The sequence below is a fragment of the Agrilactobacillus fermenti genome (assembly GCF_047943045.1).
GTDB classification, from domain to species: Bacteria; Bacillota; Bacilli; order Lactobacillales; family Lactobacillaceae; genus Agrilactobacillus; species Agrilactobacillus fermenti.
In genome coordinates, this window is the sequence record NZ_CP181347.1 from 2,297,707 (window position 1) to 2,310,572 (window position 12,866).

Below are 12,866 nucleotides of genomic sequence, written 5' to 3' on the forward strand. Positions count from 1 at the left end.
ATCTATTCAACCAACATTGCGAAAAATTCCGCCAACTTATCGGTTGCCACAGGTAAAATTTCCGGTTGCCCAAAAGCTTTGAGATAAACCAAATTTAATTTACCATTACGATTCTTTTTATCTAGTTTCAATTGTTCAAAAATTTCAGCATCATGAATCAATGGTGAATTGATAGGTAGTCCCACTGCTTGTAACTGCTGAGTTAGTGCTGCCACAACTGGCTCCGGCGTTAAACCTTTGACCGCAAATACGCGACTTAATTGCACCATCCCAATACTAACAGCTTCACCATGAGCTAGCTGACCATTGGCTTTTAATTCGATGGCATGACCCAGAGTATGTCCAAAATTTAAGATCTGCCGCAAGCCACCTTCTTTTTCATCCTGCATGACCACGGCAGCTTTGAAAGCCACACTGTGTTCAATCAATGCCTGGGCTTCAGTTTGAATATTTCCCGGGTTATGTATCTTTTCAATCAACGGCCAAAAAGTTTGATCATTGGCAATAGCCGCCATTTTAACGATTTCAGCATAACCCTCAACCAAGTATCGCTGGGACAAGGTTGTTAGTGTATCAGGGTCGATCACCACTAGATCGGGTTGATAAAATGCGCCAACTAGATTTTTCCCCGTTCCAAAATCAACGCCAGTCTTACCACCAACACTACTATCAACTTGGGCTAATAATGAAGTTGGTACCTGAATAAAATGAATGCCTCGCATGTAAGTTGCGGCCACAAAGCCGGCTAAGTCACCGACAACACCGCCGCCCAAAGCCAGCACGCCATCACTTCTAGAAAATTGCTGGGTGACTAAAGTCTGATACAATTTTTGCACGGTGGCTAAGTTCTTCGAAGCTTCACCAGCTGGGAATGTCGCTAGCGTCACCTGAAAACCTGCAGCTGTTAATTGATCAATGACCGTTTGACTATAATGCGGTGCCACATTGGTATCTGAAACTAATAATACTTTTTGTGGTGTCCAAACTTCTTTGACTAAAGGTCCTAAATTCTGTAAGGTACCCCGCTCAATTTCAACGCGATATTTTTTATCTGGTAAAGCAAGATTAATCGCTGACATTAGCTGTCGCCTTGAAAGAGGCCATCGTCTTCCGTAATGCAAAGACTTCCCGGGTCATTTCTAAATAAGTCTTGGGTTTCAAAGCTTGGGGGCCGTCAGATAGGGCATGGGCTGGATCATCATGGATCTCAACGATTTCACCTTGCGCACCAGCAGCAACCGCAGCATTTGCCATCGGTGTGACGAGATCCCATTCACCAACAGCATGGCTTGGATCGGCAATCACCGGATAATGGGTCAGTTGACGCAAGACCGGAATTGCTGCCAAATCAAACGTATTACGCGTATATTTATTATCAAAGGTCCGAATGCCACGCTCAATCAAGAAAATGTTATGGTTACCTTCCGAAGCAATATATTCGGCTGCATTCAAAAGATCATCTAAAGTAGCTGACATACCACGTTTTAAACCCACCGCAATATTTGTTTTGCCAACTGCCTTTAACAACGAGAAGTTTTGCATATTGCGAGCGCCAATTTGGAAAATATCTGTGTATTGGCCCACCATATCGACATGAGGGACGTCCATAACTTCAGTGATCACGTCCATATCACTTTCGTCAGCGGCTTCACGTAAATACTTCAAACCAGCTTCCCCTAAGCCTTGGAATGAATAAGGTGACGTTCTTGGCTTAAAGGCCCCGCCACGTAGAACTGTCGCCCCACCAGCTTTGGCTACTTTAGCCATCCGCCGTACATGGTCTTCAGATTCAACTGAGCAAGGCCCTGCCATCATCGTGAAATTGTCACCGCCAATATTGGTGTGGGGCAATTCGATGACCGTATCTTCTGGTTGAAATTGGCGACTCCCCAACGTAAAGCTAGGATCATCAAAAGTGACCTGCTCAATCGCGCTAGCTTCTTTTTGCGTGAAGTCAAAAGCTTTCACGCCCATAGCGGCCATATGATTGCGAATTAGAAATACTTGACTGGGTAGCGCTTCTAATTTTGCTTTTATTTCCTGGGCAATATCTCGTTGCAATGGTTCTTTAAATTGTATGATCATATTTTCTTTGCTCCTTACTTAATCTCGTATATTTTAACATATCTAACCGATATTTTTTCGAGCAGCTAACTGACATTTAGTGCGCCAAGCAAACAAGATCTGATGACTGATTTGTTCAGCAGTAAAACCATAGTTAGCCAAGACTTCATCTGGGCGGCCACTTGCACCAAACGTATCGATGCCGATAGCCAGACCATTTAACCCAGTGAACCGTTCCCAGCCTAAGGTGCTGCCTGCTTCGATTGATACGCGAAAATCCAAGTTCGGTGGCAAAACTTGCTCGCGATAAACTTGACTCTGCTGTTGAAATAGTTCAAAACTTGGTAACGAAACGACCGATAGATTCAATCCCTGAGTCCACAACCGTTTTTGTACTTTTAAAGCCAGCTGTACCTCTGAACCAGTCGCAAGCAAAATGCCAGTTTGGTCTAATTCTGAACGTGCCGGTGAAAGAATATAGCCACCGCGTTGTACCCCCGTATGGGCAGCTAAGGGTGGTTGTGTGGAAAACGTGGTTAGCGCCTGTCTTGATAAAACTAAGACGGTGGGGCCAGTCGTATTTTCAATGGTACATTGCCAAGCCCCAACAACTTCATTCGCATCTCCTGGCCGAATCACCGTCACATTCGGAATATTTCGCAAACTCATCACTTGTTCCACCGGTTCATGGGTGGGGCCATCTTCACCAACCGCTAACGAGTCATGGGTAAATATGTAGATAACTGGTAATTTTTGTAAGGCCGCTAAGCGAATAGCCGGCCGCATATAATCTGAGAACACTAAAAAGGTACTCCCAAATATCCGCGAACCGCCGTGTAACGCGATGCCATTCATAATAGTGGCTTCCGCAAACTCACGTACACCAAAGGCGATATTGCGTTGTTCAAAATCTGTTGCGGTCAATACTGCTTCTGTCTTAAAATCTGTCCGATTAGAACTCGCCAAGTCGGCAGAACCACCCCAAAGTTGGGGCAAGGTATCATGTAACCTTTGTAACACTGAAGCGCTGGCATCTCGACCAGAAACTTGACTATTGGCAACATAAACTGGCATACCTCGCTGCCAATCTTTAGGAAGCGAACCCTTAATCGTGCGCCCCAATTTATGAGCAACCCCAGGCATTGCATTGCAGAAAGCCTGAAAACTTTGGCGCCAAGCAGAAAATTTCTGGGAACCGCGCTGCCCTAATGTTTGTTGTAATCGCTGGTAAACTGCTGGTGGCATTTCAAATTCAGGTCGTTGCCACTGAAGATTTTGTCGTAAGACTGTCATATTTTCCGAACTCAATGGTGCTCCATGAACTTTATTCGTGCCAGCGTCTTTAGCACCAAAGCCAATGGTCGTCCGTACTTCAATGATCGATGGCTTGGTTTCGTCAACCTTTGCCTGCACAATTGCTTGATCGATGGCTGCTAAATCGTTGCCATTGTCAACCCGTTGATACTGCCAGCCATAACTTTCAAAACGTTGCTTGGTATTTTCCGAACAAGAGCGCCCTTTAGCCCCATCCAATGAAATATCATTAGAGTCATACAATAAAATTAACTTTCCCAGTTTAAGATGGCCGGCCAAACTAGCGGCTTCATGGGAAACACCTTCCATGAGGTCACCATCGCCACATATGGCGTAGGTCAAATGATTGATCAATTGATGTCCATTACGATTGAACTGACTGGCTAAATGACGCTCTGATAAAGCCATGCCCACGGCCATCCCGATACCTTGTCCTAATGGCCCAGTTGTGGCGTCCACACCTGGTGTCTGCCCAACTTCAGGATGCCCAGGTGTTTTAGTGTGCAACTGACGGAAATTTTTCAAATCATTTAGTGATAGTTCAAACCCGGAAAGATGCAGCAAGCTATATAACAAAGCTGAACCATGACCAGCAGATAAAACAAACCGATCACGATTGAACCAATCACTATGCTTAGGATCTAATTTTAAATGATTACGAAAAAGTACGTAAGCCATCGGTGCAGCCCCCAAAGGTAGCCCAGGATGACCGGAATTTGCTTTTTGAATCATTTGTACACTTAACATTCGAATCGCTTGAACGGATAATTCATCAATCACATCAAACATATGTTTCGCTCCTTTTCTTTTGCCAAGATACCAAAAAGATCCTGCTAATTTTTACAACTAGCAGGATCTTGTATGAGAATAGTTTCATATTCTAAATACATAAAAACCGCATAGTTGAATTTTTAGCTTCATCTATGCGGTACCGTGAGTCAATTAAATAAACAACTCCAATTTAGCCGGCATAGATATGTCCCGAAGGCCATATCTATCTTGATAAGACCTTACTGGGTAAACCCGCTAAATTGATAGTATCGATTCAAAATATTGATTGCTTGTTTCATTTAAGATCGACTCCTTAATTTGTTGTGTCTAAATATACACGGCTAAATTTGAAAAGTCAAACCTTTTATTAATCATTGTATAATTTATTTTTAACTAATTCAATTGGCATCGCTTGGCTGGTCCAAATCTCAAAGGCAGCGGCGCCTTGCTGAATCAACATTGGTAACCCATTAAAACTCTGCTGCACCCCAGCTTGTCGCGCTTGTTGTAAAAATTTAGATTCTGCAGGCGCATAAATCATCTCGAAGGCAATCATTTGCGCTGTAAAATAACTTTTATCTGGGACCGGACTTTCGCCTAAATGGGCGCCCATCCCTAAGCCAGTTGCATTGACAACGATATCTGCGGTAGCCATCGCTGCTTTTAGTCGGCTTAAGTCGGCTAAAGCCAATAGTTCAACCGCCACACCTGAGACCTGCTGCAAAGTTGTAACCAATTGTTGCCCTCGACTGTTCGGTCCAGTATGTCGATTCACAATCGTAATTTGCCTTACCCCATTCAAGGCAGCTTCAACGGCAGCTGCTTTAGCCGCACCACCAGCACCAAATATTAGGAGTTGTTTTCCTTCGAGCCCACTCGTCTGCGGCAACGCCTGCAGCAGGCCTAAGCCATCGGTATTATAGCCTCTTAAAAAACCATGATCATTTTTGATCGTATTCACGGCACCAATTAATTGGGCATTCTCAGCAACCCAGTCCAACTGTGGCAGCACGCGTTCTTTTAAGGGCATTGACAAATTGACTCCGCCAAGATCAAGTGTCCGAATAGCGCTAAGCGCAGCGGTTACAGCCTCAGGCGCCACGTCAAATGCCATATATCGAGCATCGATGCCATGATATTTAAAAGCTAAGTTATGCATCATTGGTGATAAACTATGCTGAGCCGGATGTGCAAATAAGCCATATAACTTGGTTTTACCTGTAATCATTACTTTTCTCCTGCTTGGTTATCCTGGTCGCGTGAGCGTATTTGACTAAATATGTTAAACCCAATCAAGAAAATCAGCAAGCCTAAAATTGAACTCACGAACAGGGCGTGATAAGACGTACGTTCAATGATCTGTGCCCCGATCAACGGCCCAACCGCACGACCAAAAGAAGCTCCCGCGTTAACAATACCTTGATATTTACCACGCTGGTCTTCTAACACAGCACTGTCCACATAGGTGGAAACTCCTGGAAAAGCTAAAATTTCACCTAACGTTAAAATACCCATGGCTAATAAGAACTGCCAATAATCATGAGCAAAAATTAGAACAACAAAGGACAAACCGAATAACAAAAATCCAGCATTTAATCGGGTGCGAATGTGCTGAAATAACCAATTATCAAAAATAGTCAATACCGGTTGGAAGACCACGATCACGATGGCATTAAAAGTCCAAACAAAGGTATAATCCTGTACCGTCATCCCATGATGAACCATGAAAGTAGAAATATTACTCTGCCACTGCTCATAAGCAATCCAAGAAACGATAAACACGGCTAGTAACGACAAAATTCGATTTCGTGTCGCCGCATTTAACCGGGTCACGTTTTGCTTGTTCTTTCGCCGTTTCTTATCGGTTGCCACATTAAAGCGGAAGAAAGCCACGAACCAAAAAATAACAAATAATAAACTGGCAAAAGCAAAAATATATTCAATCCCAAATGGTAAAATTACCCCAACGACTAAAGTCCCAATAACCAAACCTAGGTTACTCATAAAATAAAGTACATTAAATACAAAACTAGTGCGCCGACTGGTTACTAAAGTTGCAAAGGCATTAATGCTAGTCCCCACGATCCCATTTCCAAAACTAAGAATGATCAATAAAATAGCATAACTCGGCCACCCGTGGAAAAATGTTAAGGCAATCGCCGAAACAACGTTAATGGATATTCCCAATAAAATCGTACGATAAGGCTGCCAGCGATCGAATAACGCACCACCAACATAATTACCAAAAATCATGACTACGGAGTTAATGAATAAAACAATCCCGGCCGCTGTCAGTGTCTCATGTAAATATTCATGCATGTAAATCGTGGTCAAAGGCCAAATAAAACTGATCCCCGTGTTGGTGATCAATGAACCAACCAATAACCAGCGTAATCCCAATCCTTGCTTTTGCACACTTCCAGCTCCCTTCATTCATTTTTTGCGCAAAAGCAAAGAGCAATTGCGTGGCTGGCACCAACGTAAATTGCCCTTTGTCTAAGTTATGATTCAATTATAGGCTATTAAGGCAAACTTTTGAACTGTTATGCCCATTGCTTTCTGAAATTCTTGTTAGTGCTCCAAAGCTGACCCGCTTCACTCACGCTCTTTTACTTAATGCCAAAATCTAGAATAGCGGCAATGATTTTTTCATTGATTGGTAAAAAGATACGATCAAACAAGGCTGCCACGTCAGGACTCACATTTGCTTTAGGCTCTTCGGCCATCTTTTGTGAATAGTTTAAGGCGGATTGCCGCATCTGGTGCAAAAGCTGCTCTTCGCGATGCTTTAAAAACTTGGCGAGTTTCTCATGTTTCGGGGTATATTTTTGAATGTAATAATAGAGTGTCTGATAAAAAGTATTGTCCAGCACCCAGTAATAAGTTGTTCGATACCGGGCATCGTTAAAGACTTGGGCGAAAGGCTGCGCCCGTACGAGTTCAGACTTCACAAAGTCAGCGGCCGAACGCACGATATTCATCACTTCATGAGAATCACTCATATAATTGGAAAATTGACCAATTTCAGTTTTCGGCAAATCAAAACCCACTTTTTCTTGTCGTTGGTCATCGCTAAGTTCTTGCAGTCCTTGCATGAAATCGGTTTCGATCTGGTCACTATCGGCAATCAGCTTAGCTAATGTAGCCGTCATAGTCGCTTGGTTTTTTGCTAAATATTTGACAACCACTGCCCACACTTGCTCAAATGTAGCTGCAAAGTCACTTTTCAATTCTAAAGGTGAGCTGACAAGTGTTTGTTCAGGATTTTCATCTTTTGTATGGGGAATATACTTCACCGCCAATGGCCACTGCAATTGATCGGTGTCTTGTAGATGATCGAAATCTAGGTTGGCATTCGTGTCGAATTGTTTCACAGCTTCAATATCGATCACACCCAGCGGTGCCACAACAACTTCTGACATTGTCGCCATCAATGACAGCGCAAAAAAGCTGTCTGCTTGTTCTTGTTTAAAAAAGGCCTGCAAGGTTTCAAATAATTTTTGCCGGGTATTCTGATCATTTCCCGGTGCTGCATATAAACCTGACGTTGAGATCATGACTTCATCATAATCAATTGCTAAAAACTTCTTGGCATTTACTTTTAACATGTACTGGCTCCTTAAGATTTTGGTTGTTTCCCTGCTAAAATCTGTTCAGCTTGGGTTTTAGATAACTGATAATGGTAATATTTTTGATAAAATTTTTGTGTTTCCTGCCGCATATTTAAGGTTTTAAAATCTTGGGGATGTAATAATTTACCAGCCCAGAGTACTTGCAAGGCGGCCTCAGCGGAGTAACGATCCCAAGGAAAAGTACCTTGCGGATTGCCGTAAACTTTCTTATTTCTAACAGCCTTTAAATTTGCAAAACGAGGGTCTTTTTGAAAAACAGCTAAAGCCTGCTTACTTGTAGTTTGGCCCACAATGATCACATCAGGATCACTTTTGGCGATTTCTTCAGGCGTGGTCGTGATCATGTTGCCTGACTTACGAATTGCATTAGTCCCACCAGCAATCTTGAGCCATTCATCGATCATCGAATGCGTACCATCAACTTTAAGTAGATTATTGGCAGCGACTACGTGAAGCACTTTAATTTTTTTACTGCCTTTGACCCGATCTTTGACGTAATGAATGTTATGGTTCAAATCTTTCAGATAGGTTTTGGCAATTTTAGGCGCTTGCCCACCTAAGATCTGACCCGTAACCGTGACGGATTGCTTCAAACCCGCAAAGTCTTGAAACATGATATTGGCTACCGGTAACTTAGCCGCTTTCGCCTTTTGCACCGTACCGGGGTCAGCTGCCAAAACAATATCTGGTTTTTGTTTTAACAATTCTTCCACTTGTAAATCAGTGCCATTATAAGGCGCCGTAACTTTGTTGATTTTAGGGTAAACCGTTTGATACCAGGGCATCTTTTGAATCATTGGTGTCGTTGCAACCAATTTTTTTGGGCCGCCTAACAATAAAACCACTTGATTGTTAGCATGCCATAAGTCAGCTACCCGTGTCACTTTGGTGGGCACAGCCACCTTGGCCCCAGTTAGGTCAGTTACTTGATGGGTAGCTGCTTGAACTGACTGTTTGCCAGATGCTCCTAAAACCAATCCCATCAGCAATGTAACGAACACAAAGAATTTTGTCTGCTGCTTCATTTTTTCCTCCATAAACAGTTCTCATCTAAATTTCACGCGGACATCGTACAGACAAGGCGTTGACAACTTGGCAGATAATCAACCTGCAGCGCTGTCTCGTAGATCTGCTGCAGCTTATCAGTGGTGATCATTTCGATCATTTGGCCACTGGTCAATCGCCCGCTGCCATCGATCAAAGCAACTTGATCATCTAGAAGAATCGCCTGATTTGGATCATGGGTCGTGAGAATGATCCCCAAACCTTGTTTAGCCAGCCGCTGCAATAATTGAATGATCTGGCGTTGATTTTTATAATCTAAAGCTGCGGTGGGCTCGTCTAAAAGTAAAATTTTAGGCTGCTGCATCAATGCTTTAGCAATTGTTACCAGCTGCAATTGACCGCCACTGAGCTGTTGACAATTCAAATCACACAACGCTTGACACCCAAGCTCTGTCAGTAACGCCAAGGCACGCTGACGATCAGCTGGTCGTGGTTGGCTGAATAAACCCATATTTGCGGCACAACCAAGCAATAAATAATCCAACACATTGTATGGCAATGTTTGGACACTGCCCATCTGTGGCACTAACGCAAGATAAGTCGCCCGCTGCTTTGGCGATAAATTGGTCACAGCTTGACCATCAACCAATACCTGCCCACTTTTAGGGGTTAATAGTCCTAATAGTAGCCGTAATAAAGTTGATTTGCCAATCCCATTACGCCCTAATATAGCCAAAATCTGACTCGACTGGATTTGAAGATCAACTGCCTGTAATCCCGTTTTATTTCCCGGGAAATTATAAAATAATTGTTGTGTCTTTAGGGTCGTCATGTTAAATGCCCCCTCTGCTTTGCTAAAATACCGATAAAAAATGGAGTGCCGATCAAGCCGGTTAAGATACCAATCGGAATCTCGCCCGCACTAATTGTTCGTGCTAATGTATCTACCAATAATAAAAACATTGCCCCTAGAATAGCCATTAATGGTAAAGCACGTTGATTATTTTGCTTTGTCAATAGCTTGGCAATATGTGGCATGATCAGACCAATCCAACCAATGGTCCCACTAATCGCCACTGCTGCGGCTGTCAATAGGGTTGCACATAAGATCACCAATAACCGCTCCCACTTAACATTAACTCCCGTTGTTTGAGCTTCCATATCGCTTAAAGACAATACATTAAGCCTAAAACGCAGCGCTAAAAGTAAGCCCCCAGCAACCACAAAAATTGGCAGCATCATCGCTAACGTGTGGTAATTCAACTTTTCTAAACTACCTAATTGCCAATAAACAATGTCCTGTAATTGGCTCTCTGGATCAGCTATGTACTTCAGCAAACCCAAAATTGCAGTCATAAAACCACCCACGACAACACCAGCCAATACCAAAGTTAAATTGCTATGGCTGTGGATAAATCTTGGTACACTCACTGTAATCAGGACCGTCAATAATCCCGTCACAAAGGCACAGATCATGACTAGCCAAGTATTTTGATGCCAGATGATGGCACTAGCTGCGCCCACCGCTGCCCCAGTTGTGACACCTAATAAATCAGGTGAAACGAGTGGGTTTTGAAAAATGCTTTGGTAGGCACCACCACTTAAGCTTAAACTGGCGCCTATTAAGCAAGCACCAAGAATACGTGGTAATCGTAATTGCCAAACAATCGTATTATTAGCAGGATTAATGGGCTGGGCTACATGTACCAAACTTTGCCAAACCGCCGTCAGTGGTAAAAAATAGCGGCCCACACAAAGTGCCGCCGCTATCATGATGACCAGTAAAGCCAAGGCGACAACAACTAGTATTCGATAGAATCTTTGTTGTGACCGATAATTCGTCATCGGGTGCCGCCTCCAATCTCATCAATATCTAATTCTAATTAAAATCCGAATTACCTGATTTAATAAAGGCCTTATATAAAACGCCCCAACAAATCAAAACGACAGTTACCAACAAGAAAAAGCCAATTTGATAACTCCCCGTCTGCTGCTTGATAACGCCCATAACTAATGGTGGAAAATAGCCGCCTAAACCGCCGATTGCGCCTACAAAGCCCGTTACAGTACCAGTATTACCTTTGGAAACAAACGGTACCATCTTAAAGACGATGCCGTTACCTAAACCAGCCAAAACAGCCACAACGATAATTCCGGTCATGAATAAGCCCAAACTATCTAAGGCAAAGGCCATCAATAAACCGGTTAGTGCCATTAAAGTAAAAAGAACTTGTAACAACTTCATCGGATTGACCTTATCTGCGATCGACCCACCGATTGGCCGTACTAACGTGGCTACCGCAGCAAAAACTGCTGCCCATAAACCAGCATTGATCTGATTCACTTGAAATTGGTCTGACAGCAAAGCTGGCAATAGATTACTCAAAGAAACAAATAAGCCGAAGGTCAAGAAATAAAATAATGACAAATACCAAGTATTGGCTTCTTTGGCGACGACAAAAGCTTGCCCTAAAGTCTTATCTTTATTCGTCGGCATTTCTTTACAAAAGATGAAGAATAATACAATCATAATGACCAACAAAACCATTAAGAAATAATAAACGGTTGATAAATTATAGCTTTGCGAAATTTTTGGTAATGTCAAAGCTGCGACGGCGTTACCAATATTACCCACACCAGCGATACCTAAAACTAGGCCTTGCTTTTCTGGTGGATACCAAACAGAAACATAAGAAATGGCCACCGCAAAAGAAGTCCCGCTCATACCCAAGAGAAAGGCTAAGAAGATCAATAGGCCAAAAGAACCACTGTTTAAAGCCATCGGGATCAAAAACAACGGGATCAATACAAAAATCATCAAGGCAATGTAAATCTTTTTGCCGCCAAAACGATCACTCAAATAGCCCATAGGAATTCGCATGATCGACCCCAATAAAACAGGTGTCGCGATCATAAAGGTTTTTTGTGACACACTTAGTGATAACATCTTAGTAATTTGGTTGGCTAACGGCGCTAACGATGACCAAGCCATAAATGAAACTAACATGGCCAATGTACCCATCACTAACGCCATTATAGCGGCTGTTTTGTTGCTTTTCTCCATAGAATTATCCTCCAATTTGACTCATATGACGCCAAGTAGGTTTATTATCTATAATACGATCCGTCTGGGCTAACGCCATCTCATGATTTTCTGGCTTATTATTTAATGTTTTCTGAATTAAAGCATCAAATGCCTGTTCATCATAGATCACGTCACGGATATTGATTTCTTCATCCCAATATAAACAAGCTTTAATATAACCGTCAGCGGTGATTCGTAACCGATTACAGCTTTCACAGAAACGACAGCTGATTGGATGAATTAGCCCGAAACTACCAAGGGCCCCCACGATTTGATAATTTTCTGAAGGACCATTACCTTGCAATGACTCGATTGGTGCGTAGTCATAACCTGCCGTTTTGCAAACTTCAAAAACTCGACTCAAGCTCAGATATTCGCTCTGCCAAGTCTCACGGTCATTTCCAATTGGCATGAATTCGATAAACCGCACATTTACCTTATGATCCAACGTGTAGTCTAAAAAGTCTTTGATTTCATCGTCATTTTGACCCTTGATCACGACAACGTTCAGCTTAATGGCTGTAAAGCCAAGCTCAGAAGCAACTCGAATACCTTCTAAAACCTGTTTGATATTACCACCGCGCGTGATGGTCTTATAGCGATCCTTATGGAAGGTATCCAAACTGATATTTAAGCGGTCTAAGCCGGCTTCTTTGAGCGCTTGTGCTTTTCTTGGCAAATAAAGGCCATTCGTTGTCATGGCAATGTCATCAATGCCATCAATGGCTTTGATACGGCGGATAATATCCACGATATCTGTTCGTGTCAAAGGCTCCCCACCCGTTAACCGTACACTGTGTACCCCATGACGGGCAAAGTTTTTAACAACTTGAACAATCTCATCTTGGGATAATACCCGATCAGTGGGGAAGAATGGCAATCCTTCTTTAGGCATACAATAAACACATCGCAGGGGGCAGCGATCAGTGACAGAAATACGGATGTAGTCGTGGACACGGCCAAATTTATCTTTTAATAATTCCATGGAAAAACTT

General features: G+C 42.8%; 11 protein-coding genes. All 11 read right to left on the reverse strand.

Annotated features, from left to right (window positions below):
• Window positions 1-2 precede the first annotated feature (2 nt).
• A complete protein-coding gene (aroB, locus tag ACNAN0_RS11370; protein WP_230914733.1) occupies window positions 3-1,079 on the reverse strand; it encodes a 3-dehydroquinate synthase in 1,077 nt (358 codons plus the stop codon).
• Window positions 1,066-2,085 carry a 3-deoxy-7-phosphoheptulonate synthase gene (aroF, locus tag ACNAN0_RS11375; RefSeq protein ID WP_230914732.1) on the reverse strand — a complete coding sequence of 340 codons (1,020 nt, stop codon included), beginning with the start codon at window positions 2,083-2,085 and terminating at the stop codon, window positions 1,066-1,068. Before aroF ends, aroB begins: the two co-directional genes overlap by 14 nt.
• 42 nt (window positions 2,086-2,127) lie before the next feature.
• Window positions 2,128-4,167 carry a transketolase gene (tkt, locus tag ACNAN0_RS11380; protein ID WP_416353337.1) on the reverse strand — a complete coding sequence of 680 codons (2,040 nt, stop codon included), beginning with the start codon at window positions 4,165-4,167 and terminating at the stop codon, window positions 2,128-2,130.
• 349 nt (window positions 4,168-4,516) lie between these two features.
• Window positions 4,517-5,377 carry a shikimate dehydrogenase gene (gene aroE, locus ACNAN0_RS11385; protein WP_416353338.1) on the reverse strand — a complete coding sequence of 287 codons (861 nt, stop codon included), beginning with the start codon at window positions 5,375-5,377 and terminating at the stop codon, window positions 4,517-4,519.
• Window positions 5,377-6,564, reverse strand: coding sequence for an MDR family MFS transporter (locus tag ACNAN0_RS11390; RefSeq protein ID WP_416353339.1), 1,188 nt, complete (start codon window positions 6,562-6,564; stop codon window positions 5,377-5,379). Before ACNAN0_RS11390 ends, aroE begins: the two co-directional genes overlap by 1 nt.
• A gap of 194 nt (window positions 6,565-6,758) precedes the next feature.
• Window positions 6,759-7,757, reverse strand: a complete 999-nt coding sequence (locus tag ACNAN0_RS11395) for a hypothetical protein (RefSeq protein WP_416353340.1) — start codon at window positions 7,755-7,757, stop codon at window positions 6,759-6,761.
• A gap of 11 nt (window positions 7,758-7,768) precedes the next feature.
• Complete coding sequence (locus ACNAN0_RS11400) at window positions 7,769-8,806, reverse strand: ABC transporter substrate-binding protein (protein WP_230912889.1); 1,038 nt, start codon at window positions 8,804-8,806, stop codon at window positions 7,769-7,771.
• A 32-nt stretch (window positions 8,807-8,838) separates the two neighbouring features.
• On the reverse strand, window positions 8,839-9,618 hold the full coding sequence (locus tag ACNAN0_RS11405) for an ABC transporter ATP-binding protein (protein WP_230912890.1): 780 nt from the start codon (window positions 9,616-9,618) through the stop codon (window positions 8,839-8,841).
• A complete protein-coding gene (locus ACNAN0_RS11410) occupies window positions 9,615-10,631 on the reverse strand; it encodes a FecCD family ABC transporter permease (RefSeq protein ID WP_416353341.1) in 1,017 nt (338 codons plus the stop codon). Before ACNAN0_RS11410 ends, ACNAN0_RS11405 begins: the two co-directional genes overlap by 4 nt.
• Window positions 10,632-10,665: 34 nt before the next feature.
• On the reverse strand, window positions 10,666-11,850 hold the full coding sequence (locus ACNAN0_RS11415) for a nitrate/nitrite transporter (RefSeq protein ID WP_416353342.1): 1,185 nt from the start codon (window positions 11,848-11,850) through the stop codon (window positions 10,666-10,668).
• A gap of 4 nt (window positions 11,851-11,854) precedes the next feature.
• Window positions 11,855-12,856 carry a GTP 3',8-cyclase MoaA gene (gene moaA / locus ACNAN0_RS11420; protein ID WP_416353343.1) on the reverse strand — a complete coding sequence of 334 codons (1,002 nt, stop codon included), beginning with the start codon at window positions 12,854-12,856 and terminating at the stop codon, window positions 11,855-11,857.
• Window positions 12,857-12,866 lie beyond the last annotated feature (10 nt).